This window comes from Methylobacterium sp. E-012 (assembly GCF_057836545.1).
This window is the reverse complement of the sequence record NZ_JBYQEY010000001.1, coordinates 5,855,001-5,879,719: the sequence shown is the minus strand read 5'-3', so window position 1 is coordinate 5,879,719 and position 24,719 is coordinate 5,855,001. Positions and strand designations below refer to the sequence as shown.

Sequence of the window (24,719 nt, the reverse complement as noted above, 5' to 3'; positions counted from 1 at the left end):
AACACCGGGCGCAACTCCGAATAAGCGCCGCCGCGTTATCATTCCCGTTACGATTGGGAGTCTGACCTGAAGTCGGTTCGCCGATCAAAGGATCAAGGTGCCGTACGGAGCGCGCCAGTCAATGCACGTGCGGGTTCGTCTCGACGGCGCCAGGCCACTCGGCTGGCATGTGAAGCTGCTCCGGCGGATCGGCGAGATCCCCGGGATCGGTGTGCTCAGCGTCGACGACGCGCCGGGACCCGGGACGTGGCCGCACACGGCGGACCTGCTGTTCCGCCTCGAGGCGCTGGTCCACGGCCTCCGCCGGGTGGGTTCGGAGCCGATCCCGGGCGCAGAACTCGATCCTTGGCGGCGGGCCGCCCCGGCCCCCGATCTGGTCCTCGACCTGTGCGGCGACGTCCCGGCCGGGCCCGGGATATGGCGGCTCGTCTACGACGACCGGCCCGGTGAAGACGCCTTGCTGGCGGCCCTCGTGGCGGATGCGGTGCCGCATCTCGCTCTGGTCGAGGACGGGGCGACCCGCGCCGCCGGGCGCCTCGGGGCCGACCGGCCCGGGATCGTGCTGGCGAGCTTCGAGGACGCGCTGGCCCGGACGGTGACGCTGATCGCCGCGGCCCTGCGCAACCGGATCGCGGGACGGACCGGTGCGGGCGCCACCGGCCCCGGATCGGTCGGCCATCGGGGGGGCCTGACGGTGCCGCGACTCGGCTCACGCGCCGGACGCATGCTCGCCGGTGCCCTCGTCCACCGGCTGTACCGCCTGTGCTATCACGCGCCGCATTGGCGCTGCGGCTGGCGCGCCCTCTCCGGGCCGGACCTGATCGAACTGAAGCGCCATCCCGGGACGGGCTGGACCGTGCTGCCGGATGACGGCCGGCGCTTCTATGCCGATCCCTTCCCGATCGCGGTGGCCGGGGCCACGCACCTCTTCGTCGAGGATTTCCCGCACGCGACTGGCAAGGCGATCATCTCGGCGGTCCGCTTCGGCCCGAACGGTCCGGACGGGGCCCCGGTGCCGGTCCTCGAAGAGGCGCATCACCTCTCCTATCCCTTCGTCTTCGAGCGGCAGGGCTGCGTCTGGATGGTGCCGGAGAGCTCCGCCGCCGGGACGGTCGACCTGTACCGCGCCACGCGCTTCCCCGGCGGCTGGGTCAAGGAGGCCACGCTCCTCTCCGGCGTCGTGGCGAGCGACGCGACCCTGGTCGAGCACGCCGGTCGCTGGTGGATCTTCGCCGCCGTTCGCGATGCCGAAATCGACGCCCCCGCCGGGTCGGGCTCCTTCCACGACGCGCTCCATCTCTGGTCCGCGCCGGATTTCCGCGGGCCCTACACGCCGCATCCGGCCAATCCCGTGCTGGTGGATCCCGCCCTGGCGCGCCCGGCCGGGCGGATCGTCGCCCGCGGCGGACACCTGATCCGCCCGATCCAGGATTGCGCCGACGGTTACGGCCGCGCCCTCACGCTGGCGCGGATCGACCGCCTGGATTCGGACGGGTTCGCCCAGACCGTGATCGGCCGGATCGCGCCCGGCCCGGCCTGGCCGGGCAATCGGTTGCACACGCTGAACGCGGGCGGCGGCATCGAATGCATCGACGGATCCGGGCGCGCGTCACGTGCCCGGGCGATCGCGGGCGCCTGACGCTGCGGCCACGCCATTTTCCCGCGCGGACAGCCCTGGCGGGAACGCCTCCGGACAGCTACATATCGTCGGCGGGGCTGCAGAGTTCGTCAGGAGCACTATCCCCGGGGCCTTATCGACTCCCTCGGGAGCTGTCCCTGGCCTCGTCCCTGGACTTGGCCAACACGGCGCCCACCTACGCTGTAGGTTTCCCGGGATCGATCCTCCAACGGCTCACGTGGCTCCGCACTCGACCCTTCCTGAGACCCGGACGCAAACCGCGGATGCGGCGCGCAAGACCGAACTCCGGCGCGCGGCCCTGGCGGCGCGCGACGCCCTCGATCCGGCCGCCCGACAGACCGCCTCGGCGCTGATCGCGCGCACGCTCCTCGCCCTGCCCGAACTGGCCGACGCCCGGCTCGTCGGGGCGTTCTGGCCGATCCGCACCGAGGTCGATCCGCGCCCCGCCGCCGAGGCCCTGCTCGCCCGCGGCCAGGGTGTGGCGCTCCCGCAGGTCACGCCGGACGGCCTCGTCTTCCGGGACTGGCGCGCCGGGGACGCGCTGGTCGCCGGCCGCTTCGGCCTGAGCGAGCCGGACCCCGCGCGGCCGCCCGTAGAGCCCGACGCGCTGATCGTGCCGCTGGCCGCCTTCGATCGGACCGGCCAGCGGATCGGCTACGGCCGCGGCTATTACGACGGCGCGATCACGCGCCTGTCCCGCACCCGCCCGCTCTTCACCGTCGGCATCGGCTTCGCCGTCCAGGAGGTGGAGCGCGTGCCCGCCGAGCCGCACGACCGGCCCCTCCACTGCGTAATCACCGAAGCGGGCCTGGTCCGCTTCGACGGGACGTTCTGACCGATGCGGCTGCTCTTCCTCGGCGACGTCGTCGGCCGCTCAGGCCGTCTTGCGGTCTGCGAGCACCTGCCCCGGCTGCGGGAGCGGTGGCGGCTCGACTGCGTGGTGGTCAACGGCGAGAACGCGGCCGGCGGCTTCGGCATCTCCGAGGCGATCTGCGACGAACTGATCCAGGCCGGCGCCGACGCGGTGACGCTCGGCAACCACAGCTTCGACCAGCGGGAGGCGCTGGTGTTCATCGCCCGCCAGCCCCGGCTGGTGCGCCCGGCCAATTACCCGCCCGGCACCCCCGGCCGCGGCGCCACGGTGGTGGAGACCCAAGGGGGCGCCCGCGTCCTCGTGGTCAACATCATGGGCCGCGTCTTCCTCGACCCGTTGGACGACCCCTTCACCGCCGTGGAGCGCGAGATCACGGCCTGCCCCCTCGGGGCGGCGGCCGACGCCGTGGTGGTCGACGTGCACGCGGAGGCGACCAGCGAGAAGCAGGCCTTCGGCCACTATCTCGACGGCCGGGCGAGCCTCGTCGTCGGGACGCACACCCACACCCCCACCGCCGATCACCGGATCCTGCCCGGCGGCACCGCCTACATGTCGGATGCCGGGATGTGCGGCGATTACGATTCGGTCATCGGCATGCAGAAGGACGAGCCGATCCGCCGGATGATCCAGAAGACGCCCGGCTCCCGCTGGGAGGTCGCCACCGGCGACGGCACGCTCAGCGGCATCGCCGTGGAAACCGATGCGCGGGGGCTCGCCACCCGGGTCGCGGCGCTCCGCCTGGGCCCGCATCTCGAAGAGAGCCGGCCGCACTTCTGGGATTAGTACGCGTCAGCGGGATGGAGACGTGTTCGGCGCGGGAGAGTGCCGCCCGCACGACTTGATCGCGTGCGAGCGTGCCTCCACAGTGACTTCGACGGACGCCGCCGGCGGCCGCATCCCTGAGATCAGGCTAGAGCGACTGATGGCCGCCCGCGAGACCGGCGAAATCAACGGGGAACCGCTGGCCCGGCCCGGGATCTATCTCGGGCGGATGGTTGTCTTTCTGATCCTCGTCGGCTTCCTGGCCTTCATTCTGTTCAAGCAGATCACGCCGGCCTTCCTGGCCAATCCGGGGCTCAACGGCCTCATCCTGGGCGTGCTGCTCATCGCCATCCTGATCGCCTTCGGGCAGGTCGTCCGGCTGTTCCGGGAGGTCGCCGCCGTCAACGCCGCGGCGCGGGGCACCCAGGCGAGGCGTCCGCCCGCCCTGCTGGCCCCGATGGCGCCGATGATCGCGGCCCGGGTCGCCGGGACGACGCTGCCGGGCACGTCCGGCTATCTCGACACCATCGCGGCCCGCCTCGACGAGGGGCGCGAGATCCTGCGCTACATCGCCGGGATCCTGATCCTGCTCGGCCTGCTCGGCACCTTCTGGGGCCTGATCGACACGCTCTCGGCGGTGGGCGGCGTGATCAAGGGCATGCGCGGCGGCGGCGATGCCGGGGTGATGTTCGACGAGCTGAAATCGGGCCTGGCGGTGCCGCTGTCGGGGATCGGCCTCGCCTTCTCGGCCTCGCTGTTCGGCCTCGCCTCCTCGCTGATCACCGGGTTCCTGGAGCTCCAGGCGGGCCAGGCCCATGCCCGCTTCCACAACGAATTGCAGGATTGGCTGATGTCCGGCGAGGCCGTGGCCGGCGCGGCCGCGCCGGTCCGGTCGGCGGCCGGCACGCAGGACCTGAAGGAGGCGATCGAGCGGCTGACGGCGCTGGTGGCCGAGGGCGGGGGCAGCCGCGCCGCGACGCTCGCCATGACCAACCTCGCCGAGGGCATCCAGGGCCTCGTGCAGCACATGCGCGCCGAGCAGCAGATGATCCGCGACTGGGTCGAGGCGCAGGCGAGCCGGGAGCGCGAGCTGAAGCAGGTGCTCGACCGGCTCGGCCGGGAGCGGGTCTGATGGCGTCCACGGCGGCGCGGTCCCGGCGCACCCTCAACGTCTGGCCGGGCTACGTCGACGCGCTGGCGACGCTGCTGCTGGCGGTGGTGTTCCTGCTCACGGTGTTCGTGGTCGGGCAGTTCTTCCTGTCGCAGGAGCTGACCGGGCGGGACGAGACCCTGGCCAAGCTCAACCGGCAGATCTCCGACCTCACCGACCTCCTCGCCCTGGAGCGTTCGAGCCGCCGCACCCAGGAGGACGAGGTCCGCAACCTGCGCACGACGCTGGCGGGCGTCGAGGCCGAGCGCGATCAGGCGAAGTCACAGGCCGAGGCCGCCACCGTCAGCCAGGGCGCGGCGGGCGCCCTCGACAAGCAGCTCGACGCCGAGCGCGGCGCGACCAAGCGGGCCCTGTCCCAGATCGATCTGCTGAACGAGCAGATCAGCGCCATGCGCCGCCAGCTCGCCGCCCTCGAAGATGCGCTCGCGGCCTCCGAGAGCCGGGACCGGGAATCCCAGGTCCGCATCGCCGAACTCGGCAGCCGGCTGAACGTCGCGCTGGCGCAGAAGGTCCAGGAGCTGGCCCGCTACCGCTCGGACTTCTTCGGACGGCTACGCCAGATCCTCGGCAACCGGCCGGACATCCGGGTGGTCGGAGACCGCTTCGTGCTGCAATCGGAGGTGCTGTTCCCGGCGGGCTCGGCGACCCTCAAGCCCGAGGCGGGTCCCGAGATCGACCGGATCGCCGGGGCGATCTCGGACCTCGCCCGGCAGATCCCGGCGGACCTGCCCTGGGTGCTGCGGGTCGACGGTCACACCGATGCCCGGCCGATCAGCACGCCGCAATTCCCGTCGAACTGGGCGCTCTCGGCGGCCCGCGCCATCGCGGTGGTGCAGTACCTCGCCAGCAAGGGGATCGCCCCGCAGCACCTCCTGGCCGGGGCCTTCGGCGAGTTCCAGCCGCTCGATTCCGGCACCACCGAAGACGCCTATGCCCGGAACCGCCGCATTGAGATGAAGCTCACCGAGCGGTAGCGGCCGCGTCCCGGTCCGCCTGAGCGCCCCGCTCAGCCCGCCAACACGTCCTTGTAGGCGAAGATCCCAGGCGTGCCGCCGGTCATCAGGAACAGCACCGCCGATCCCGCCGGGTACAGCCCGCCCCGGACATCGTGCAGCAGACCCGCGAAGGCCTTGCCGCTGTAGACCGGATCGAGGAGCTTGCCCTCGGTCCGCGCCATCAGCCGGACGGCCTCCAGCATCCCGGCGGTGGGGATCCCGTAGCCGGGGCCGCGATGGCGCCCGTCGAGATCGATCTCCGGCGCCGTGACGCGCCGCGCCGCGCCGATCAGCGCCAGCGTGGCGTTGGCCTTCTCCAGCACCTCCGCCCGGGCGCGCTCTTCCTCGGCGAGCACCGCGTAGGATTTCGCCAGGCACGGATCGATATCCATCGCGGCGAGCCCCGCCACGAGACCCGCATGGGTGCCGGCGCTGCCGTTGGCGGTGACGATCTGCGCGAAGCTCAGGCCGAGATCCTCCGCCTGCGCCAGGATCTCGGCGGCGCAATTGGCGTAGCCGAGGCAGCCGGTCGGGCTCGAGCCGCCGGAGGGAAAGGTGTAGACGGCGCGGCCTTCGGCCCGAAGCTCCGTCGCCCGCGCCTCGGCGGCCGCCAGGGAATCGGCCTCGCCCGGCAATTCGTGAACGGTGGCGCCGAACACGTCGTCGAGCAGGCGATTGCCGTTGCCGGTGTAATCCGGATCCTGGCGCGGCACGCTGCGGGTGAGGAACAGCTCGCAGGCGAGGCCCGCCCGCGCCGTGGCGGCCGCCGTCAGCCGCGCGTGGTTCGACTGGATGGCGCCCACCGTGATCGCCGTGTCAGCGCCCGCGGCCTTGGCGGCGCCGAGCAGGTATTCGAGCTTGCGCAGCTTGTTGCCGCCGAGCCCGATCCCCGCCACGTCGTCGCGCTTCACGAAGATCCGGACGCCGTTGAGGGCATCCCCGAGATGGGCCGCCAGCCCGTCCAGGGGCTCGATCGGCGTCGGGAGCGCCAGCAGCGGCAGGCGCGGGAAGCGGGCGAGGTCGAGCGTCGGCATGACGGCCTGTCTATACCGGGACGCGATCCCTGTCCCGGGGTCGCGGACTCATTCGGCCGCCGGCAGCCGCTCCCCGCGGGTGCGGGGCTCCTTGCCCCGGGCGGTCTCGTCGAGGGCGTCGGTGAATTGCAGGTTGGCGAGCTGCGCGTAGAGCGCACCCTGGGCCAGCAGGCTCTCGTGGGTCCCGGTCTCGACGATGCGCCCGTCGTCGAGGACGAGGATCCGGTCCGCGGCGCGGATCGTGGCGAGCCGGTGGGCGATGACCAGGGTGGTGCGCCCGCGCATCAGGGTGTCCAGGGCGGCCTGGACGGCCCGCTCGGATTCCGCGTCGAGCGCCGAGGTCGCCTCGTCGAGGAGCAGGATCGGCGCGTCCTTGAGGATCGCCCGGGCGATGGCGATGCGCTGCCGCTGGCCGCCCGACAGGGTCACGCCGCGCTCGCCGACCTGGGTGGCGTAGCCCTGCGGCAGGGCCGTGATGAAGCCGTGCGCGTTGGCGAGTTCGGCCGCGTGCCGGATCTCCGCCTCGCCGGCCTCCGGGCGGCCGTAGCGGATGTTCTCCGTGACGGTGCCGGAAAACACCACCGGGTCCTGCGGCACCAGGGCGATGCGGGCGCGCAGCGCCTCGGGATCGACCTGCGCGATGTCGGCGCCGTCGACCAGGATCCGGCCCCCCTGCGGGTCGTAGAAGCGCAGGAGCAGCTGCAGCACCGTCGACTTGCCGGCTCCGGACGGTCCCACGATGGCGATCCGCTCGCCGGGGGCCGCCGCGAAGGTCAGGCCGTCCAAAGCGGTGTGGCCGGGACGGGTCGGATAGGCGAAGCGCACGGCCTCGAAGGTCACGGCCCCGCGTGCGGGCTCGGGCAGCGGCAGCGCGGGGACCGGCGCGCGGATCGCGGGTTCCGTGGCCAGGATCTCGGTGAGGCGCTCGGCCGCCCCGGCCGACATGGCGAGGTCGCCGTAGACCTCGGAGAGCTGGCCCAGGGCCCCGGCGCCGAACACCGCGTAGAGGACGAACTGCGAGAGTTCGCCCCCGGTCATGGTGTGGGCGAGGACGCCCTGCGCGCCGTACCACATCACCCCCACCACCGAGGCGGAGATCAGGAAGATCGCCACGCCGGTGAGCAGCGCCCTCGCCTGGATCGAGGCGCGGGCGGCCCCGTAGGCCTCCTCGGAGGCGGTGGCGAACCGGGCCGCCGTGGTGCCCGACCGTCCGAAGGCCTGCATGGTCCGCACCGCCCCGACCGCCTCGGCGGCGTAGGCCGAGGCCTCGGCGAGCCGATCCTGGGCGGCCCGGGAGCGCCGGCGCACGCCCCGGCCCGACAGGATCAGCGGGAAGACGATCACCGGAATGGCGGCGAGCACCATCACGGACAGGCGCGGGCTCGTGATCACCATCATGGCGGTGGCGCCGACGAACAGGAACAGGTTGCGCAGCAGGATCGACACCGAGACCCCGAAGGCGGACTTGATCTGCGTCGCGTCGGCGGTGAGCCGCGAGACGATCTCGCCCGATTGCGCCCGGTCGAAGAAGGCGGGATCGAGGATCGTGAGCCGGGCGAAGACGGCGCTGCGCAGATCCGCCACCACGCGCTCGCCCAGTGTCACCACCGTGTAGACCCGCGCGGCGCTCGACAGGGCGAAGGCCGCCACGACGCCGAGCAGCGCCAGGAAATAGGCGTCGATGACGCCCGAGCCGTCCGCCGTGAAGCCGTGGTCGATCACCCTGCGCATGGCCACGGGCACGACCAGCGTCGAGGCCGACGCGCAGACCAGGGCAACGAGACCTGCGACGATGCGGCCGCGGTAGCGCAGCGCGAACGGGACCAGCGGCCTGAGCGCGCTCAGCGGGGCTTTGGGACGGCTCTCGGCGGCCGCCTTGGTCTTACGGGCCATCACGCCTCTTGTGTCCGATCTCCGGTCCGCGGCGCTTGTGACCGGGGAGAGCCTGCGGTATACGCCGCCGCTCATCCGATTGCGTGTGTTCAATGGCCGCGGGCCGCCACCACGGTCGGCTTGGACGTGCCGTTGCCACGAACCTACGGTTCGGTGCAACCGGTGACATCTTCCGCATTCCGGGCCGGGCGGCGCCTCCTGCGCTTCCCGCCGGCGTGCCAGATCAGGGACCACAGGTCATGGCGAAGGACGCGGCCGCAAAGGCCAAGGGGACCGAACACCCCGACTACCACTTCATCAAGGTCGTGATGACGGACGGGACCGAGTACAGGACCCGTTCGACCTACGGCAAGGAGGGCGACACCCTCAACCTCGACATCGATCCGCTCACCCACCCGGCCTGGACCGGCGGTGAGCAGAAGATGCTCGACCGCGGCGGCCGTGTCTCGCGCTTCAACTCGCGGTTCGGCAACCTCGGCAAGCGCTGATCCCGGATCCGCCGCCCCTCGGGCGCGGCGTTTTCAAAGCGGGCGGTCACCGAAAGGGGCCGCCCGTTTTTTTGCGTATCCCGGCGCCGGTTCAGCCCTCGCGCATGCGGAACGCCATCCGCAGCAGGCCATGCTGCTGGGCCACCGGGCTCTCCACGGGGGCCGGGGTCGGGCGATCCTCCGTGATCAGCACGTCGAGGTGCAGGATGCGGCTGTGCAGGCGGCGCGCCCGCACGATCAGGTGCTGAAGGCGCATCGGCAGGAGATTGAAATCCTGGGGCCTCGGCGGCTCGCTGCTGCCGAGCTTGACCCGGTGCTTTTCCTGGAGGGCCTCGGCCGGCGTCATCTCGCCCTCGGCGACCGCGCGCTGCACCAGGAGCCAGGACGCGATCTGCATGAGCAGCGTCGTGAGCCGCATGCTCTCGGCGGCGTAGCTCAGCGTCGCGTCGCGCGAGACCAGGCGCGATTCGTCCCGCCCCTCGCCATCGAGATAGGCCGCCGTCTCCTCAACCAGCTTCATCCCCTCGCGGAAGAGGGCCTTGAACGCTTCCGAGTTGACGTAGGACTTGCCGAAATCGACCCAGTCCTGATCGTCCCGGAACGTGACATCGAAGCCGTTCATCCTGCCTCTCCTGTGCCGTCCGACGGCCCTGTCCGTCCGGATGTGGGACGCCTCGTCCCGTGCTGTCCGACGACGCTGCAATCGTAGCGCCGATCGACGGTGGCATCAGGGTTCATCCTTTCTTAACCTTAACGGATTGCCGAACCGTCAGATATGTTCTTCTTGATCGCATACCAGCGCTCAGAACGCCGCGCGTAGGCCGCCGAATACACTCCGGCCACTGCCCGGATAGAATGCCGCCAGCCCGCTCACGCCCCCGGCGGTCCTGGCATTGGCCACGACCGCGATGTCCGAAACATAGCGCGCGTCCGTGAGATTGCGCGCGTCGACGAACAGGGCGACGCCGTTGGCGAAGTCGATCCCGGCCTCGACGCCGAGGAGCGCGTAGCCCGGCACCCGCAGGGTGTTGGCATGGTCCGCGAAGGCACCCTGGGGCACCCAGTCGACGGCCGGGGCGATGTGCAGGCCGCTCGGGTGGCGATAGGTCAGGACGGTGCGCAGCACGTCCGTGGGGATGCCGGCGATCCGGTCGTTGCCGAAGACCGGGTCGCGGACGAACCGGAAGTCGTTGTGGGTCCAGATCTGCGTCAGGCTCATGCCGTCGCCCGCTCCGACGAGGTCGCGGGCGAGGTCGAGGGTCACGGCCGACTCGACGCCCTGGTGGATCGAGCGCGGCGTGTTGAAGGTCGCGGCCGGGATGTTGAGGCCGGGATTGGTCGAGAAGTTGATCAGCTCGTCGCGCAGGTCGGATCGATAGAGCGTCACGTCGAAGGCAAGGCGGTCGATCCGGCCGCGGGCGCCGGCCTCGTAGGTCCAGGCGCGCTGCGCCCGCAGCGGCACGAAGGTGGTGTTCAACAGGTTCTGCTGAACGAGGTCGCCGAAATCCGGCACGTCCCGGGACCGGGTCACGTCGCCGAAGACCTGGACTTCGGCAAGCGGCTGCCAGAGCAGGCCGATCTTCGGGTTGATGCCCGCATAGGTCGCGTCGGCGAAGCGCGGGGTCACGTCCCCGGGGAGGCCACCCTTGTCGCTGTAGGTGCGGTTCGACGAGAATGCCTTGGCGCCGGTCATCAGCGCCACGTCCGGCAGGAACCAGAACCGGTTCTCCCCGTAGGCCTCGTAGCTCGAGGCGCTCTGAAGCGAATTCAGCGTCTGCGTGCCCCGCTGGCCGCGGATGTTGACGAATTGCAGCGCCGAGTTCTGGCCGGCGAGGGCGCGCAGGCCCAGCACCACGTCATCGCGAAAACCGCCGAGATCGAAGGTCCCGGCCCAGTGCGGGTTGATCCCGTAGGTCCAGCCGTCCTGGTCGATGGCCTGGAAGATCGGGTGGTACAGGCTCTTGTGGATCGCCCAGCTGTCCACGTCGAGCTTGCCGACGTCGAGGAGGAACGAGGTCCGGTTGGCGATCCGCTCGGTCTCGACCTTGCGCGACTGGTTGCCGGTGATCGCGGTGGGATTGGCCAGGGTCGGGGTGGTGAGGCTCTGGCCCAGCGTCAGGCTGCCCGGCAGCTTCTGGTCGGTGAGGTAGGTGCCGAGATAGAAGCGCGTCTCGATGTCGGGTGCGATCCGGTAGCCGATATTGGCGTTGAAGTTTTTCGTCGCCTGCGCCTCGTGGGCGCGGAAGCCTTCGGAATTCGTCAGCGTCGCGTTGACCAGCACGTCGAGCGGCCCGTCGATGCGGGACATCTGCGCCTGCTCGCGGATCGTGCCGAAGCTGCCGCCGTCGATCCGCAGGATGTTGGGGGCAAGCGCCGTGTAGGCGGTGGGCGTGACGAAGTTGATCGCGCCGCCGAGCGTCGTCGCCCCGAAGGTGAGGGCGTTCCCGCCCTTGTAGACCTCCACCGCGCGCAGGGCGAGCGGGTCGATCTGGTAGAAGTCGCCGCTGCCATCCGCGAGGTTGAACGGGATGCCGTCCTGGAGGATTTCGATTCCGCGCAGGTGATAGCCCCGGGCGATCCCGGAGCCGCGCACGGACAGGCGCAACTCCTGGCCGTAGCGCTCCTGCACGTAGACGCCGGGCACGTCCTTGAGGACGTCCCGGATGGTGTTGGCGTAGCGGTCCTGGAGCGTCGCGGCGTCCACGAAGGCGACGGATCCCACGGTCTGGTAGAGCGCCGCGCGCTGGCGATCGACGCTCGGGACGGAGAGCGAGCCGCGTGATTCCCCCGGGAGCGGCCCGGTGGGCGTGGCGCTGCCGACGACGCTGAGTTCGGGGAGGGCGACGGCGGGGTCCTGGGCCCGGGCCGCCAATGGCGTGGCGCAGGCGAGGAGCGACAGGGCGGCGCGGCGGCCGGCCCGGATGAGGCGGGGCATGGAATCGTATCCGTGTCTGAGGATCGGGCAGGGGCGATCGGATCAGACGACGGGGGGAGGGGCTCGGGCGCGGGGACCCGCCGCGGGGGGCGCCCGTGGCAGCGCGCTGCGCGGCGGCCGCGACCGGATGAGCGCGACCGGATACAGGGCCGGCACCGCTTCGGCCGGCGCCGGGGCGGGAAGGGCGGCCGGGCTCGCGGTGTGGCACGCGACGCAACAGGCCATCGGCCCAGGGGCCGGGATCTGCGGATCGTCCGGCCCCGACCCGTCGATCGTGCCGCCGGATAGGCACAGGACGTGTTCCGGCCCCGTCGCGGCGGCCATCGCGAGGCCGCCGAGGACGTTCTGGAGCGCGAGCGCATACAGGACGAGGATCGCCACGAGGCGGCGCCCGGCCGGACTCAGCCGGGATCGCCGCTCCGGGGCTCCGGTCCGGTTGCCGTAGGATCGGGCGCACGCCATGGGGCGCTCGGGACTGTCGATGCGCGGTGCGTTGCTCCGGCCGGACGACTAGTGCTGATGCTGGTGCTGGCCGCCGGGCGTGGACGCACCGATCGGCGCCACCGAGAAGGTCACCGGAACGGTGCCGGCCCGCTGGAAGGTCAGTGTCCCGGACACGGTCTCCCCGGCCTTGGGCGCGCCGGTGAGACCCTCGAACATCAGGTGATAGCCGCCGGGCTTCAGCTCCACGGTCTCGCCGGGCTTGATGGTCAGGCCGTCCGAGACCGGCGCCATCTTCATGACGCCCCCCTCCATCGCCATGGAATGGATGTCGCCCGTCTTGGCGAAGGGCACAGCGGCCCCCGTCAGCGTGTCCGGGGTGCTGCCGGTGTTGGTGATGCGGACATAGCCGCCCGCCACCTTGGCGCCGTTCGGGGTGGCGCGCAGCCACGGCGTCTCGATGCTGAGGTCGCCAGCCTTCACCGGGGTAGCGGTCGCGGTTACCGCCGCGGCGGTCGTCTGGGCCGCGGCCGGTACGATGCGGAAGGCGGGTGCCGCCGCCTTCAGGTCATGGGCGTCCTGGCCGGCCTTCGGGATCTCGGACCAGGAATAGCCGCCCTCCGTGCAATCCTGCTGCACCGGGACGTAGACGGTCGCGCCGGGTTCGAACGTGTCGGCCACCTGCGCGAGAAAGGTGAATTCGTCGACCGCGTCGTCCGGCAGCGAGCCGCCGCTCCAGGTGATCGCCGTCACGCCCTCGGAGGCGGTGCCGTGGTGGGTGGTGTAGGTCCGGGCGTAGGCGCCGCGGGTGGTCGCCACCGTCCAGCCGGGCTTCGGCATCGGCTTGGCGCCGATCAGCCCCTCCGGGATCGTGACGCTCACCCGGGTGGTCGGCTTGCCGGAGCAGCCGTGCATGATCTGGACGACGCCGCGATAGGACGAGCCGGGGCTCGCCTGCTTGCGCTCCAGCACCGCGTGGGCCTGTGCCGCGGAGGCGACGAGGCCGAGGCCGAGCACGGCCGAAACGACACTTTTCATGGGAATGCATCCGTCCTGAGGGATCCGTTGGCAAACGATCGCTCAGGCCGTCGGCGGTCCCCTGGGTGACGTGCCGCCCCCGGGCGGGGGGCGGGCGCAGGGTTCGGCGGGCTGTCCGAAGCCGGCGCACGCGTGCGCCGGCGCGATCCACGCGACCGCCGAGGGGGCCTCCCGGGGCGGAAGCGCGGTGCCGGCGACCTGAGCCGCCGTGCAGCAATCGCCGTGACCGTGCGGGACCGCCTTGCCGAAATCCGACCCGTCCGCGGAATGCTGCGCGCAGATCCCGTCGGCCGCCGCCGGCATCGGCATCAGGCCGCCGAGGAAGGCCTGAAGGACGAAGGCATAGAGCGCCAGCACGGCGATCACGGCACGCAGCGGCCGGGCCTGAGGACCCCCGCGACGATTCCCCGTGGTCGGACCCGGTCCCATGCTGCTCCCGCACCCCGTTCGCTTCCTGCGCCTATGGCAGTCCTGCCACACCCGGAGGGTCGTGGCTGTTGCCGGCGGGCCGCAGCCGAACGCGGCGTGCGCTGGCGCACCGCGATGCCACAATCCGGCCCCTTCGATAGGGAGTCTTAAGCGTCAACCCGACAGCGTGGCGGCCGAGACGATCCCTCCCGCCACGATCCGAACAGACTCCGGACCAGAGCCAGCGACCGATGCGCATGACGGCACAAAACCGGTTCACCACCCTCCTGAGCGTGGCCGCCCTGAGCGCCCTGGGCCTCGGCGCCGCGGAGGCCCGTGACCAGGGCAATTACGCACAGGCCGAATGGGCGCAGGACTACGCGTCGCCCGCCGGCATGCAGGTGCAGCGCGAGACGGTGCCGATCCTCTCGCCCCAGACCGTGGCGGCGACCGAGCAGATGGTCGAGCGCTACAAGGACATCGTCACCCGCGGCGGCTGGCGCCCGGTCTCCGGCGCCGAGCACCTGCGCATCGGCTCCCGCGGCCCGGCCGTGGCCGCCGTGCGCCAGCGCCTGATCGTCACCGGCGACCTCGATGCCGCCGCCGGCGGCTCCGGCGTGTACGATTCCTACGTCGCCGCCGGCGTGAAGCGCTTCCAGTCCCGCCACGGCCTCAGCCAGACCGGCACGATGAGCCTCGCCACCCAGCAGGCGATGAACGTCCCCGCCGACGTGCGCCTGCGCCAGCTCGAGACCAACGTCGTCCGCCTGCGCTCCTATTCGGGCGATCTCGGCCGGCGCTTCGTGATCACCAACATCCCGGCCGCCCTGGTCGAGACGGTGGAGAACGGCCAGGTCGTGACGCTCCACGCCGCGGGCGTCGGCAAGATCGACCGCCAGTCGCCGATCATGAACACCAAGGCGACGCAGATCAACTTCAACCCGACCTGGACGGTCCCGGCTTCGATCGTGAAGAAGGACCTGATCCCGAAGATGCAGAAGGATCCGAACTACCTCACGGACAACCGGATCCGCATCCTGTCGAACGGCCAGGAGGTCTCGCCGAAATCGGTGAACTGGAACTCCGACGAGGGCACGCGCTACACCTATCGGCAGGATTCCGGCGCCGACTTCAACTCGATGGGCATCGTCCGGATCAACATCCCGAACCCCTACGGCGTGTTCATGCACGACACGAACACCAAGGGCGTGTTCGGCGACGATTTCCGCTTCATCTCGTCGGGCTGCGTGCGCGTGCAGAACGTGCGCGAGTACATCACGTGGCTCCTGAAGGACACGCCCGGCTGGGACCGCCAGAAGGTCGAGGAGGCGATCGAGAGCGGCAAGCGCGTCGACGCCAACATCGCCCAGCCGGTGCCGGTCTACTGGACCTACATCACGGCCTGGTCGACCCCGGACGGCGTGGTTCAGTTCCGCGACGACATCTACAAGCGCGACGGCGTGAACGTCCCCTCGACCATCGGCGCGCCGACCCCGGTCGCCAGCGCCGAGCCGATGCCGCAGACTTTCGAGCCCGGCGACGAGGAATAGTCCGCCGACCGGCGCTGCCGACCCGCTTCCGGATCATCCGAGGCCCGCATCTCCCCCGAGATGCGGGCCTCGCGCGTTTGGGAACGTTGCTGTCATCGCCCGGTCAAACGGATCTGCTTGGCCGCTGGGGCCACGTCGCGGGAGCGGGTTTGCCGGCTTCCTGCCTCGGCACTGGCTTGGAATCCCGACAGGAGCCCCGATGTCGCGCGAATCGACCTCTGGAGATGGACGCCTTACCCGCCGGGAGACCGTGGCGGGCCTCGCCGGATTGGGGCTCGTGGCCGGCCGGGCAGAGGCGCAGGGGGCTGCGGAGGCCACCGGGATCGTCTATGCCGGCGCCACGGCCGGGGCCGGCCGGACTCCGCTCCCCGGCGTACTGGTCTCGAACGGCCGCGAGATCGCGCGCACGGACGATCAGGGCCGCTATCGCCTGCCGATGCCGGGCGACGGGGCCGTCTTCGTGATCAAGCCGCCGGGCTACGCCCTCCCGCGCGACGCCGACAACGTGCCGCGCCATTCCTACATCCACCAGCCCAACGGCACGCCCGCCGAGATCGGCCTGCGCTATCCCGGGGTCGCGCCGACCGGGCCGCTGCCGGCGTCCATCGACTTCACCCTGACCCGGGTCGATGAGCCGGCGGATTTCGATGTCGTCCTGTTCACCGATCCCCAGCCCGAGAGCCGGTTCGAACTCGACCACGTGCGGGATACGGCGGTCGCCCGCGCCATGGCGATCCCGGCGGCCTTCGGCCTGACCGCCGGCGACGTCCTGTTCGACGATCTCTCGCTCTACGGCCGGTCCAACCGCATCGTCGGGCGGATCGGGCTGCCCTGGTACAGCCTGCCGGGCAACCACGATCTCAACATGCAGGCTCCGGATGCCCGCTACAGCCGCGAGACCTGGAAGCGGGTCTACGGCGCGCCGACCTACGCGTTCCGGCACGGGCGGGCCTGGTTCGTGATGCTCGACAACGTCGAGTGGTTGGGGCCGCCGGTCCCGGTCGGCGCCAACACCTACCGGGGGCATATCGGCGAGCGCAGCCTGGCCTTCCTGCGCAACCTCCTGCCGGAGATCCCGCAGGACGACCTGATCGTGCTGGCCATGCACATCCCGCTGTTCACCGATACGACGCCCGACGATCCCCACGGCATCACCCTCGACCGCGCTGCCCTCCTCGATCTGCTGGCGGGGCGCCGGGTGCTGAGCCTCGCGGGCCACACCCACACGACCGAGCACCATTACCCGGCCGACGGGCACCACCATCACGTGCTGACCGCCGTCTCGGGCTCGTGGTGGAGCGGGCCCGACACGCGCACCGGCATCCCCTCGGCCGACAGCCGCGACGGGACGCCGAATGGCTTCCACGTCCTGTCGATCCGCGGCACCGACTACACGACCCGCTACGTCGCCGCGCAGGGCCAGCCCGACGAGACGATGCGCATCCTGTTCGAGAGCGAGGCGCGCGTCGGCGCCGTGGAGGTGATCCGCTTGACCCGGCCGGTCCAGGGTCTCCGGCCGCCGGTGCCGCAGGACGCGCTTCCCGACACAACCCTGGTGGTGAACGTGTTCGACGGCGGGCCGCGCACGCGCCTGACCGCCCGGATCGGCGACCGGCCGCCGCTGGCGATGGCGCGGACTCGCCGGCTCGACCCCTTCGTCACCGAACTCTTTGCGCGCTACCCGGAGACCAAGAAGAGCTGGGTGCAGGCGACGCCCTCGACCCACATCTGGACGGCGCGGCTGCCCGACGACCTCGCGCCGGGTGCGCACCGCGTCAACGTCGAGGGGACCGACGAGTACGGGCGGCCGATATGCGGTTGCACGGTGCTCGAGATCGCGGGCGAGCGCGGATAGCGGCCAATCCCGACGCCGAGCGCGCCGTTCCGGTGTCCAGCCAGGTCGCGAACCCGCCACGCGGCCTCGGAACCCACGCGAGCCCGGTCCGTTGGTCCCGATCCCAAGCCAACAGGAGCCGCGTCATGGCCAATCCCGGCCTACCCGAGCCCACGCCCGGCGATCTGCCGCCGCCCCCGCCGATCCCCGACGAGGAGCCCGATATCGGGCCGACCGGACCGCGCACACCCTATCCGGTGAACGATCCCGGCATCGGCGAACCGGGCGGTCCGGGCTCCGAGCCCGACGTCTTCCCCGGCACACCCACCGATCCCGGCACGCGCATGTGATCCGAGCGTCAGTGGCCGCCGTGCGAAGTGCGAACGTCGCGCGGCGCGTTGAGGATCTCCGAGAGGCTCGTCACCACGTGGCGGGCCTCTTCGTCGGTCAGGCGTAGCTGGAACGGCGGCAACGCGCCGGCCTGAAGAGCGACCACCGCCTGGCCCTCGTCGTCGGTGCCGATCTCGATCGCCGAGGATGTCACTTCGAGCATGGCGATGTCCTCGTCGCCCATCTCGTCGGTCATGTCCGGCTCGTCGGTGTCGTCGATCGCCGTCAGCAGCTGCCCGACGGCGCGCACCAGGGCGCGGGCGGCCCGGGCATCCATCACCACCGCCGTCGCTTGATCGTCCTTCTGGAAGGACAGCTGGATGTTCGCACCGTCCAGCGAGACCGATATGCCTGCCATGTATCGTCCAGAGCCGCGCGTCGTAACTGCTTGCACGCACTCCGTATATGCATCGCGGAGGCCCGAAAACACAGGGGGCGGCGCGCCGCGGCCGCGCCTTCGTCCCGGCCTGCGACGCAGAAGATACGCGGCCGGCGCCTTGTTGCGGCCGCAGCGAGCGATTAAATACGTCCTCGGGGGGCTTACCCACCGAGGCTGACGCTTTACACGGTTCAGCGTCTCGCGCCCCGCCACCCTGGCCAAATCCAGAAAGACCATGGTGCATCACGCGGCCCTCGTGCCGCGCGAATGGCCCATGCACGAACGAGGTACAATACGTGAATACCGGCACTGTTAAATGGTACAATGAGACGAAGGGCTACGGTTTCATCCAGCCCGACGATGGCGGCAAGGACGTGTTCGTTCACATCTCGGCCGTCGAGCGCGCCGGAATGCGCAATCTCATCGAAGGCCAGCGGGTCTCTTACGAGATCCTGACCGACAAGCGCAGCGGCAAGGACGCCGCCAGCAACCTGCAGGCAGCCTGATCCTTCCGGCTCTGCGGGTCCCGCGCCAATCCCCCGCGCGGATCGATGCCCGCGGGGCTCCCGCCCGGCGGGAGACCGCGGCGGGACCCTGATTCGGCCGCACGATGCGGCTCTCCCTTCCGACGCTACCGTCCCGGGCGAAACCGCCCGGTCCCAGGTCGCGCCGGAGGCAAATCCCCAACACGATACCGGGCGGTACGAACGTCCGGTCCAGAAAAGACCAGAAAAGAAAAACACTTATGTTGTTCGAGTACACACGCCGCCGCGGCATCCGTTCACCGGTGACGGACGCCCCGACCTTCCGGGTCGGCAAGCTGGCCCAGGCCAGGACCGCGGACCATACCGGGATCGATGTCAGTCACCTGATCGACCGGTCCTACAACTACCATTCCTCACGGGAACTGCACTGGCATCTCGCCGACCGCCTCGGGCTCGCCCCTGCCGCGGTCATGGTGCGCGAAGCCGCTGTGGCGGCCTGACAACGGCCGGCGCCGCCGTCCTCAGCGGCCCCAGGCCGCCAGGACGGGATCGCGCAGGGCCGTCGAGGCGGCGAGGAGTTCGCCGTGAACCGGGTCGGGCCGGTTGTAGGGGGTCGCTGCGCCCGTGAAGTCGCAGACGACCCCGCCGGCCTCCCGCAGGACGAGGTCCGCCGCCGCGAGATCCCAGTCGCGGGCGTGACCGGACACCATTCCGATATCGACGGTCCCGTCCGCCACCCGCGCGAGCCGCAGGGCGAGGGACGGGATCCGGGCGATCGATTCGAAGTCGGGATTCGGCCCGGCACCCCGTGCCAGGCGGTCGAGCATCGGCTTCGGGCCGGTGATGCGCGCGCCGGCGAGGCGCGCGCGGGGATCGACCCGGATCGGTACGCCGTTCCGGGTCGCGCCGCGCCCGTGCACCGCCTCGTAATCCGCGTCGCCGACCGGCGCGTGGACGAATCCGATCACCGGCTCGCCGTCGGCCAGCAGCGCCACCGCGATCGACCAATCCGGATGGCCCGATAGGAACGCCCGGGTCCCGTCGATCGGGTCGACAATCCAGACGAGGTCGTGGCCGAGGCGGGCCGGATCGTCCGCCGTCTCCTCCGACAGCCACGCCGCCCGCGGGACGAGCGCGCTGAGGCGGACCTTCAGGAAGGCGTCCACCGCGACGTCGGCTTCGGTCACCGGCGAGCCGCCGGCCTTCGACCAGATCCGGGCGGAGGTCTGACCGCCGAGCCGGAAGAAGGGCCGCGCGATGTCGGCGGCCTCGCGCATGACGGCGCGCAGCTCCGGCATCAGGGCGGATACCGCATCGTCGGTGAGAGGCTCGGGCATCGCGCTCCGCGTAAGATCCGTGAGGGCCGGAGAGCCCCGCCGCACCGTGCATCCGGTCGAACGGACGTCCGCGCATTCGGGCTGAGGGGGCCGGGCGCGGAAGGATCGCGCACCCGACCCTGCCGTTGTACGGCGCCGCCCGCACCGCCACAAGGATGCTGGTTGATCAATCGATAACGACCAATCCGCGCAAGGAAATGTTGAGCATTCAAGGAAGCATTGAGCATTCCGCAAATGACGGCGCCGTCCAGAATCGCTTAAGGACGGCTCTTAAGCGGCGTGGAGGAGTTCGGGTGCGATTTTGCTTGGCATAACGGACGGCCCGGTCGGTGCCGCCACTTGCTCAAGGGATCCGGACCGATGAACACTTCGCCGTTCGTGGACGAACATCACGCGGGACAGCGCATGCAGGGTGCCGAGGCCCCCCCCCACCTAATGGTCTCGCCGCTTCCGGTGATCGGCCGCACCCCCGGCGCCCGCAGGGCCACCGGGATCGCGCTCGCCTACGCCGTCGAGGATGCCGAGATCACCGGGTCCGACCGGTTCAGCCTGATCCTGGTCGATGCCGAGGGCGAGGAACTGCATCGCCTCGGCAGCTTCGACGAGGACGACGTGGTCGCGGTGTGGCGCGACATCGCGGCCCGCGCCGGTCTGGCGCGGATGATCGTCCGCGAGGACGGGGTGCGCGTCCCCGTGACCGAACAGCTCGGCCGCGTGATCCTCGGTCGGGTGCGCATCCGGCGCCGTCATGCCGGGCTCGGCGGCCGCCGCCCGCGGTTCCTGACCCGCCGCAAGACCGGACGCCTCCCGGCGCGGCCGCAGATCTTCCGCGGCGAGAACGAGATCATCGCCCGCACCTGACCGCCCCGACGGCTCTCAGGCGAGACCGCGCAGCAGCGCGTCCGTGGCAAGGCCGGCGAACAGGATCAGGCCGGCATCCCGGTTCGACCGGAACAGCATCAGGGCCCCGCGCCCGTCGCGCTCCTTGAGCGACCGAATCTGCCAGGCGAGATGTCCGGCGAAGGCCGCGACCCCGAGGAAGCCCATCAGGCCCGCCCCGGCCGCCCAGGCAGCGAGCCCCACGAACAGGGCCGCCAGGGCGTAGCACAGGCCGACGGCGCCTCTCACATGCCGTCCGAACAGGCGGGCGGAGGAGCGGATCCCGGCGATCTCGTCGTCCTCGATATCCTGCACCGCGTAGATCGTATCGTATCCGACCACCCAGGACAGCGCGCCCGCATAGAGCAGCAGCGCCGGCGCATCGAGGCGGGCGAAGACCGCGACCCAGCCCATCAGCGCCCCCCAGGCGAAGGCCAGCCCGAGGACGGCCTGGGGCAGGGGCATGACGCGCTTCATGAACGGGTAGATCGCCACCGGCAGGAGCGAGCACAGCCCGACGAGGATCGCCTGCTCGTTGAACTGCAGGAGCACCGCCAGCCCGACCAGGGCCTGGACCATCAGGAACAGGGCGGCGTGGCGCGGGCGGATCTGCCCCGAGGGGAGGGGGCGCAGGCGGGTGCGCTCGACCTGCGCGTCGAGGTCGCGGTCGGCGATGTCGTTGTAGGTCGAGCCCGCCCCGCGCATCGCCACCGCCCCGATCAGGAACAGCAGGCAGTGCCAGGGATCGGGGAAGGACTGGTCCGCCGCGATCGCCGCCAGCGCGGCCGACCACCAGCACGGGAGGAGCAGCAGCCACCAGCCGACCGGCCGGTCGATGCGCGCGAGGCGCAGATAGGGGCGCCACGGCCGCGGCGCGACCCGCTCGACCCAGTGGCCTGTGACGGCGTCGGCCGGGCGCCCATCCTCGATCGCCGTCCCGCCCGTCGGTGGCCCGCTCATCGGTCGGCTCTCCGGTCGTCCCGCATCTCGATCCTCCCCCGCCGCAGAGGGAGGATCCGCGCCGGATCCGTGAGCCTCGCAGACGTGCTTACAGAGCGCCCTGCGGCAGCTTGAAGCTGCCGGTCAAGCCCGGGCCTCCGAGCAGGCCGCCGCCGCCGCCATTGGCCTGCGCCTGAGCCTGGGCACGGGCCTGCGCCTCCATCTTGGTCGCCTGGGCGGCGACGCTGCAGATCTTGGTGCGGATACCGCTGACCTTCATGTGGTCGGCCTTGAAGCCTTCGGCGAAGGAATCCGGGATCGAGCACCATTCCTTGTTGGCGGTGATCCACTTCATGCCCTCGGCGCCGTTGGTCTGAAGCTTCCCGAACAGGGCGCAGGCTTCCTGCGGCGTCATCTTCTTCTTCGTCTGGGAGGCCGCATTGGCCCGCCCGACCAGCGCCTTGCGCTCGGCCAAGGTCTTCTGGATGGCGCCGCATTCCGGCGCGGCGCCCTGTGCGAAGGCCGCCGTCCCGAACAGGACGGTGCCGGCCAGCACCGCAGCCCCCAGACCCAAGCTCCTCTTCGCCATCCCGCGACTCCCTCGACGACCCTGCCGAATCCGCGTGCGGCCGGCTTCCTTCACGTAACTGTGGGTTCGCCATAGGAATGTGGCGTCAATCGAGCGGCAAACGGGCGACGCCATGCGGCTGTGGGCCCGGCGCGAAAAACCAGGCGTCGTAACCTTTTCGCAACATGTCGAGGGATCGGTCCCGCGTTGACAGGCCGGCGGCGCCGGGCGACCACGCCCGCATGCCGGCCTACGACTTCACTGCTCCACGCCTCCACGTGGCGGCCGATCTCGCCGCGGGCGTGATTCTGCCCCTCGACCGGGCGCAGGCCAACTACCTGCTCACCGTGCTGCGCCGCGGGCCGGACGATCCCGTCCTGGTGTTCAACGGCCGCGACGGCGAGTGGCGCGCCCGTCTGGTCCAGACCGGGCGAAAGGGCGCCGACCTGCACGTCGCCGCGCAGACCCGCCCGCAGCCCGCGCCCGCCGACCTCCATTACCTGTTTGCACCCGTGAAGAGTGCGCGCCTGGATTACCTCGCGCAGAAGTCGGTCGAGATGGGCGCGGGCACGATCTGGCCCGTCATCACGCGGTACACGCAGGGCGAGCGGGTCAACATGGACCGGCTGCGCGCCAACGCCGTCGAGGCCGCCGAGCAATGCGGCATCCTGGCGATCCCGGACTGTCCGGAGCCCGAACGGCTGCCCGAGGCCCTGGCCGGCCTCGCCCCGGAGCGGCTCCTGGTGTTCTGCGACGAGGACGCGCCCGTACGCGATCCGATGCGGGCGCTCGCCGCGGCGGCCGATCCGCTTGCGCCGCCGCCGCTCGCCGTGCTGGTCGGCCCGGAGGGCGGCTTCTCCGCGGAGGAGCGGGACCTGATCCGAGCGCGGCCCAACACCGTCGCCCTCTCCCTGGGACCGCGGATCCTCCGGGCCGACACCGCGGCCGTCGCCGTCCTGGCCCTGGTCCAGGCGGTGCTCGGCGACGCCCGGTAACGGAGCATCCCCGTCCCGATCGATGTGTGCCGGCGCACATGAGGGGGGCCAGCCGGCGATTGTTTCCCGGGATGGGACGGGTCGGAGCCCGCCGGCTCACGGCGCCGCGTTGTGGGTTCCCGGCGCCTCGACTATGTCCGTGGGCGGACGCCGCCCGCGCCGCGCGCTCGTCGGGGTCGGGGGCGGGTGTCCGCCCGGGCCCCGTTCGTGAGAGCGGGGTGGACCGGTCGGACCCGCCGGAGCAACCTCGGCGCGCCTACATCATAGGCTCAGTTCAGACGCACGGGCAGGCAGCGCATGGCGCGCGACAGCAACGACATCACGCCGCTCACCACGCGCGCTGAACTGATCGAATGGTTCGCGGCGGGCGAGAAGCCGCGCGGGCGGTTCGCCATCGGGACCGAGCACGAGAAGATCCCGTTCTACCGGGACGGCCGGGACCCGGTTCCCTATGACGGGGATCGGGGCATTCGCGCCCTCTTGGAGGGACTCGCCCGGGAGACCGGCTGGGAGCCGATCCTCGACCGAGGCAGCATCATCGGCCTGGCGGCCGAGGAGGGCGGGGCGATCTCGATCGAGCCCGGCGGCCAGTTCGAACTGTCCGGGGCGGCGCTGCCCGACGTCCACGCCACCGCGGCGGAACTCGCGACCCATCTGGCGGCCACGAAGCGGGTGGCCGATCCCCTGGGCATCGGCTTCCTGACCCTCGGCATGAGCCCGCGCTGGCGTCGCGACGAGACCCCGGTGATGCCCAAGAGCCGCTACCGGATCATGGCGTCCTACATGCCGAAGGTCGGCTCCCTCGGCCTCGACATGATGCTGCGCACCGCCACCGTGCAGGTGAATCTCGACTTCGCCTCCGAGGCCGACATGGTGCGCAAGATGCGCGCCTCCCTGGCGCTCCAGCCGGTCGCCACCGCGCTGTTCGCCAATTCCCCCTTCACCGATGGCCGGCCGAACGGGTTCCTGTCGCGCCGCTCCGAGATCTGGCGCGACACCGACGCCGACCGCACCGGCATGCTGCCCTTCGCCTTCGAGGCCGGATTCGGCTACGAGGCCTATGTCGACTGGCTGCTCGACATGCCGATGTACTTCGTGAAGCGCGGTGACATCTATCACGACGTCTCGGGCGCATCATTCCGCGACCTGATGGCCGGCCGGCTGCCGCAGCTCCCAGGGGAATACGCCACGGTGGCCGATTGGGCGAACCACGCCTCGACCGCCTTTCCCGAAGTTCGGCTGAAGCGCTTCCTGGAGATGCGCGGGGCGGATGTCGGCGACCCCGGGATGATCGCCGCGCAGGCCGCCTTCTGGACCGGGCTGCTCTACGACGAATCGGCCCTCGACGCCGCCCTCGACCTCGTGAAGGGATGGAACGCGGCCAGCCGGGAGGCCGCGCGGGCGACTGCGCCGCGCCTCGGGCTCGCGACCCCGGTGGCGAACACGACGCTCGGCGCGGTCGCGGCCGAGGCGTTGGGCATCGCCCGGTCCGGCCTGCGGGCCCGCGGCCGGCGCGATGCCGAGGGTCGCGACGAGACGATCTTCCTCCAGCCGCTCGAAGCGATCGTCGCGGCCGGCAGGACCCGGGCCGACGAGCTGCTCGCCGATTACGAGGGCCGCTGGGGCGCCTGCGTGCGGCCCGCCTTCTCGGAATGCGTGTTCTGAGGGCTGTCTGATGGCGTGAT

The 24,719-nt window shown here is 71.1% G+C and carries 25 protein-coding genes and 1 other RNA gene; 15 read left to right on the top strand and 11 right to left on the bottom strand.

What is annotated here, in order from left to right:
- The first annotated feature begins 121 nt into the window (after window positions 1-121).
- The 6 genes from AC3IF1_RS28205 to AC3IF1_RS28180 all read left to right on the top strand — a co-directional run bounded on the left by AC3IF1_RS28205 (window position 122) and on the right by AC3IF1_RS28180 (window position 5,420).
- Window positions 122-1,639 (top strand): glucosamine inositolphosphorylceramide transferase family protein, encoded by a 1,518-nt coding sequence (locus AC3IF1_RS28205; protein WP_243967881.1) that lies wholly within the window; start codon window positions 122-124, stop codon window positions 1,637-1,639.
- 71 nt (window positions 1,640-1,710) lie between these two features.
- Window positions 1,711-1,867, top strand: a non-coding RNA gene (ssrS, locus tag AC3IF1_RS28200) — 6S RNA.
- Entirely contained in the window at window positions 1,857-2,474 is a 618-nt protein-coding gene (locus AC3IF1_RS28195) for a 5-formyltetrahydrofolate cyclo-ligase (protein WP_243967880.1), read from the top strand. The genes ssrS and AC3IF1_RS28195 overlap by 11 nt, the downstream gene beginning before the upstream one ends.
- Window positions 2,475-2,477: 3 nt before the next feature.
- The gene (locus tag AC3IF1_RS28190; RefSeq protein WP_243967878.1) at window positions 2,478-3,296 is read left to right on the top strand and encodes a TIGR00282 family metallophosphoesterase; all 819 of its coding nucleotides are present in this window, start codon (window positions 2,478-2,480) and stop codon (window positions 3,294-3,296) included.
- Between the two features lie 139 nt (window positions 3,297-3,435).
- Window positions 3,436-4,407, top strand: a complete 972-nt coding sequence (locus tag AC3IF1_RS28185; RefSeq protein WP_243967876.1) for a MotA/TolQ/ExbB proton channel family protein — start codon at window positions 3,436-3,438, stop codon at window positions 4,405-4,407.
- Window positions 4,407-5,420 carry a peptidoglycan -binding protein gene (locus tag AC3IF1_RS28180; protein WP_489220240.1) on the top strand — a complete coding sequence of 338 codons (1,014 nt, stop codon included), beginning with the start codon at window positions 4,407-4,409 and terminating at the stop codon, window positions 5,418-5,420. The genes AC3IF1_RS28185 and AC3IF1_RS28180 overlap by 1 nt, the downstream gene beginning before the upstream one ends.
- Window positions 5,421-5,452: 32 nt before the next feature.
- On the opposite strand, the gene AC3IF1_RS28175 is transcribed toward AC3IF1_RS28180, so the two are convergent.
- Window positions 5,453-6,475 carry a D-cysteine desulfhydrase family protein gene (locus AC3IF1_RS28175; RefSeq protein WP_489220239.1) on the bottom strand — a complete coding sequence of 341 codons (1,023 nt, stop codon included), beginning with the start codon at window positions 6,473-6,475 and terminating at the stop codon, window positions 5,453-5,455.
- 48 nt (window positions 6,476-6,523) lie between these two features.
- Window positions 6,524-8,368, bottom strand: a complete 1,845-nt coding sequence (locus AC3IF1_RS28170) for an ABC transporter transmembrane domain-containing protein (RefSeq protein ID WP_243967870.1) — start codon at window positions 8,366-8,368, stop codon at window positions 6,524-6,526.
- 239 nt (window positions 8,369-8,607) lie between these two features.
- On the opposite strand from AC3IF1_RS28170, the gene rpmE reads away from it, so the two are divergent.
- Entirely contained in the window at window positions 8,608-8,856 is a 249-nt protein-coding gene (rpmE, locus tag AC3IF1_RS28165) for a 50S ribosomal protein L31 (protein WP_010682778.1), read from the top strand.
- Between the two features lie 91 nt (window positions 8,857-8,947).
- On the opposite strand, the gene rcdA is transcribed toward rpmE, so the two are convergent.
- From rcdA to AC3IF1_RS28140, 5 genes are all read right to left on the bottom strand, one after another.
- Complete coding sequence (gene rcdA, locus AC3IF1_RS28160; RefSeq protein WP_243967869.1) at window positions 8,948-9,478, bottom strand: protease adaptor protein RcdA; 531 nt, start codon at window positions 9,476-9,478, stop codon at window positions 8,948-8,950.
- Between the two features lie 180 nt (window positions 9,479-9,658).
- Window positions 9,659-11,791 carry a TonB-dependent receptor family protein gene (locus tag AC3IF1_RS28155; RefSeq protein ID WP_489220238.1) on the bottom strand — a complete coding sequence of 711 codons (2,133 nt, stop codon included), beginning with the start codon at window positions 11,789-11,791 and terminating at the stop codon, window positions 9,659-9,661.
- Between the two features lie 42 nt (window positions 11,792-11,833).
- Window positions 11,834-12,253, bottom strand: coding sequence for a hypothetical protein (locus tag AC3IF1_RS28150; protein ID WP_489220237.1), 420 nt, complete (start codon window positions 12,251-12,253; stop codon window positions 11,834-11,836).
- Window positions 12,254-12,301: 48 nt separating this feature from the next.
- Window positions 12,302-13,270 carry a copper chaperone PCu(A)C domain-containing protein gene (locus AC3IF1_RS28145; RefSeq protein WP_489220236.1) on the bottom strand — a complete coding sequence of 323 codons (969 nt, stop codon included), beginning with the start codon at window positions 13,268-13,270 and terminating at the stop codon, window positions 12,302-12,304.
- A gap of 42 nt (window positions 13,271-13,312) precedes the next feature.
- The gene (locus AC3IF1_RS28140; RefSeq protein ID WP_489220235.1) at window positions 13,313-13,699 is read right to left on the bottom strand and encodes a hypothetical protein; all 387 of its coding nucleotides are present in this window, start codon (window positions 13,697-13,699) and stop codon (window positions 13,313-13,315) included.
- Between the two features lie 230 nt (window positions 13,700-13,929).
- On the opposite strand from AC3IF1_RS28140, the gene AC3IF1_RS28135 reads away from it, so the two are divergent.
- From AC3IF1_RS28135 to AC3IF1_RS28125, 3 genes are all read left to right on the top strand, one after another.
- A complete protein-coding gene (locus AC3IF1_RS28135; protein ID WP_243967864.1) occupies window positions 13,930-15,228 on the top strand; it encodes a L,D-transpeptidase family protein in 1,299 nt (432 codons plus the stop codon).
- A 199-nt stretch (window positions 15,229-15,427) separates the two neighbouring features.
- Window positions 15,428-17,083: a calcineurin-like phosphoesterase C-terminal domain-containing protein gene (locus AC3IF1_RS28130; protein WP_489220234.1), complete on the top strand. Its 1,656-nt coding sequence runs from the start codon at window positions 15,428-15,430 to the stop codon at window positions 17,081-17,083.
- 125 nt (window positions 17,084-17,208) lie between these two features.
- Window positions 17,209-17,412 carry a hypothetical protein gene (locus AC3IF1_RS28125; RefSeq protein WP_243967860.1) on the top strand — a complete coding sequence of 68 codons (204 nt, stop codon included), beginning with the start codon at window positions 17,209-17,211 and terminating at the stop codon, window positions 17,410-17,412.
- A gap of 8 nt (window positions 17,413-17,420) precedes the next feature.
- Here AC3IF1_RS28125 and AC3IF1_RS28120 read toward each other — a convergent pair whose 3' ends face one another.
- Window positions 17,421-17,810 carry a hypothetical protein gene (locus tag AC3IF1_RS28120; protein ID WP_243967858.1) on the bottom strand — a complete coding sequence of 130 codons (390 nt, stop codon included), beginning with the start codon at window positions 17,808-17,810 and terminating at the stop codon, window positions 17,421-17,423.
- 317 nt (window positions 17,811-18,127) lie between these two features.
- Between AC3IF1_RS28120 and AC3IF1_RS28115 the strand changes: the two genes are divergently transcribed.
- Window positions 18,128-18,337 carry a cold-shock protein gene (locus AC3IF1_RS28115; protein ID WP_243967857.1) on the top strand — a complete coding sequence of 70 codons (210 nt, stop codon included), beginning with the start codon at window positions 18,128-18,130 and terminating at the stop codon, window positions 18,335-18,337.
- 239 nt (window positions 18,338-18,576) lie between these two features.
- Window positions 18,577-18,816, top strand: a complete 240-nt coding sequence (locus AC3IF1_RS28110; protein WP_489220233.1) for an AsnC family transcriptional regulator — start codon at window positions 18,577-18,579, stop codon at window positions 18,814-18,816.
- A gap of 21 nt (window positions 18,817-18,837) precedes the next feature.
- On the opposite strand, the gene AC3IF1_RS28105 is transcribed toward AC3IF1_RS28110, so the two are convergent.
- Entirely contained in the window at window positions 18,838-19,653 is an 816-nt protein-coding gene (locus tag AC3IF1_RS28105) for an inositol monophosphatase family protein (RefSeq protein WP_489220232.1), read from the bottom strand.
- Between the two features lie 405 nt (window positions 19,654-20,058).
- Here AC3IF1_RS28105 and AC3IF1_RS28100 point away from each other — a divergent pair, with 405 nt between their 5' ends.
- Window positions 20,059-20,514 carry a DUF6101 family protein gene (locus AC3IF1_RS28100; RefSeq protein WP_489220493.1) on the top strand — a complete coding sequence of 152 codons (456 nt, stop codon included), beginning with the start codon at window positions 20,059-20,061 and terminating at the stop codon, window positions 20,512-20,514.
- 15 nt (window positions 20,515-20,529) lie between these two features.
- On the opposite strand, the gene ubiA is transcribed toward AC3IF1_RS28100, so the two are convergent.
- Together ubiA and AC3IF1_RS28090 are read right to left on the bottom strand one after the other, a co-directional pair.
- Window positions 20,530-21,492 carry a 4-hydroxybenzoate octaprenyltransferase gene (gene ubiA, locus AC3IF1_RS28095; protein ID WP_243967854.1) on the bottom strand — a complete coding sequence of 321 codons (963 nt, stop codon included), beginning with the start codon at window positions 21,490-21,492 and terminating at the stop codon, window positions 20,530-20,532.
- 88 nt (window positions 21,493-21,580) lie between these two features.
- Complete coding sequence (locus AC3IF1_RS28090; RefSeq protein WP_243967853.1) at window positions 21,581-22,060, bottom strand: hypothetical protein; 480 nt, start codon at window positions 22,058-22,060, stop codon at window positions 21,581-21,583.
- 221 nt (window positions 22,061-22,281) lie between these two features.
- On the opposite strand from AC3IF1_RS28090, the gene AC3IF1_RS28085 reads away from it, so the two are divergent.
- Entirely contained in the window at window positions 22,282-23,034 is a 753-nt protein-coding gene (locus AC3IF1_RS28085) for a 16S rRNA (uracil(1498)-N(3))-methyltransferase (protein ID WP_489220231.1), read from the top strand.
- A gap of 297 nt (window positions 23,035-23,331) precedes the next feature.
- A complete protein-coding gene (locus AC3IF1_RS28080) occupies window positions 23,332-24,699 on the top strand; it encodes a glutamate--cysteine ligase (RefSeq protein ID WP_243967851.1) in 1,368 nt (455 codons plus the stop codon).
- Window positions 24,700-24,719 lie beyond the last annotated feature (20 nt).

Coding starts and splice junctions, on each gene's coding strand:
- AC3IF1_RS28205 (WP_243967881.1), top strand. CDS start 122: ATGCACGTGCGGGTTCGTCTCGACGGCGCCAGGCCACTCGGCTGGCAT.
- AC3IF1_RS28190 (WP_243967878.1), top strand. CDS start 2,478: ATGCGGCTGCTCTTCCTCGGCGACGTCGTCGGCCGCTCAGGCCGTCTT.
- AC3IF1_RS28185 (WP_243967876.1), top strand. CDS start 3,436: ATGGCCGCCCGCGAGACCGGCGAAATCAACGGGGAACCGCTGGCCCGG.
- AC3IF1_RS28180 (WP_489220240.1), top strand. CDS start 4,407: ATGGCGTCCACGGCGGCGCGGTCCCGGCGCACCCTCAACGTCTGGCCG.
- AC3IF1_RS28175 (WP_489220239.1), bottom strand. CDS start 6,475: ATGCCGACGCTCGACCTCGCCCGCTTCCCGCGCCTGCCGCTGCTGGCG.
- AC3IF1_RS28170 (WP_243967870.1), bottom strand. CDS start 8,368: ATGGCCCGTAAGACCAAGGCGGCCGCCGAGAGCCGTCCCAAAGCCCCG.
- rpmE (WP_010682778.1), top strand. CDS start 8,608: ATGGCGAAGGACGCGGCCGCAAAGGCCAAGGGGACCGAACACCCCGAC.
- rcdA (WP_243967869.1), bottom strand. CDS start 9,478: ATGAACGGCTTCGATGTCACGTTCCGGGACGATCAGGACTGGGTCGAT.
- AC3IF1_RS28155 (WP_489220238.1), bottom strand. CDS start 11,791: ATGCCCCGCCTCATCCGGGCCGGCCGCCGCGCCGCCCTGTCGCTCCTC.
- AC3IF1_RS28150 (WP_489220237.1), bottom strand. CDS start 12,253: ATGGCGTGCGCCCGATCCTACGGCAACCGGACCGGAGCCCCGGAGCGG.
- AC3IF1_RS28145 (WP_489220236.1), bottom strand. CDS start 13,270: ATGAAAAGTGTCGTTTCGGCCGTGCTCGGCCTCGGCCTCGTCGCCTCC.
- AC3IF1_RS28140 (WP_489220235.1), bottom strand. CDS start 13,699: ATGGGACCGGGTCCGACCACGGGGAATCGTCGCGGGGGTCCTCAGGCC.
- AC3IF1_RS28135 (WP_243967864.1), top strand. CDS start 13,930: ATGCGCATGACGGCACAAAACCGGTTCACCACCCTCCTGAGCGTGGCC.
- AC3IF1_RS28130 (WP_489220234.1), top strand. CDS start 15,428: ATGTCGCGCGAATCGACCTCTGGAGATGGACGCCTTACCCGCCGGGAG.
- AC3IF1_RS28125 (WP_243967860.1), top strand. CDS start 17,209: ATGGCCAATCCCGGCCTACCCGAGCCCACGCCCGGCGATCTGCCGCCG.
- AC3IF1_RS28120 (WP_243967858.1), bottom strand. CDS start 17,810: ATGGCAGGCATATCGGTCTCGCTGGACGGTGCGAACATCCAGCTGTCC.
- AC3IF1_RS28110 (WP_489220233.1), top strand. CDS start 18,577: ATGTTGTTCGAGTACACACGCCGCCGCGGCATCCGTTCACCGGTGACG.
- AC3IF1_RS28105 (WP_489220232.1), bottom strand. CDS start 19,653: ATGCCCGAGCCTCTCACCGACGATGCGGTATCCGCCCTGATGCCGGAG.
- AC3IF1_RS28100 (WP_489220493.1), top strand. CDS start 20,059: ATGCAGGGTGCCGAGGCCCCCCCCCACCTAATGGTCTCGCCGCTTCCG.
- ubiA (WP_243967854.1), bottom strand. CDS start 21,492: ATGAGCGGGCCACCGACGGGCGGGACGGCGATCGAGGATGGGCGCCCG.
- AC3IF1_RS28090 (WP_243967853.1), bottom strand. CDS start 22,060: ATGGCGAAGAGGAGCTTGGGTCTGGGGGCTGCGGTGCTGGCCGGCACC.
- AC3IF1_RS28085 (WP_489220231.1), top strand. CDS start 22,282: ATGCCGGCCTACGACTTCACTGCTCCACGCCTCCACGTGGCGGCCGAT.
- AC3IF1_RS28080 (WP_243967851.1), top strand. CDS start 23,332: ATGGCGCGCGACAGCAACGACATCACGCCGCTCACCACGCGCGCTGAA.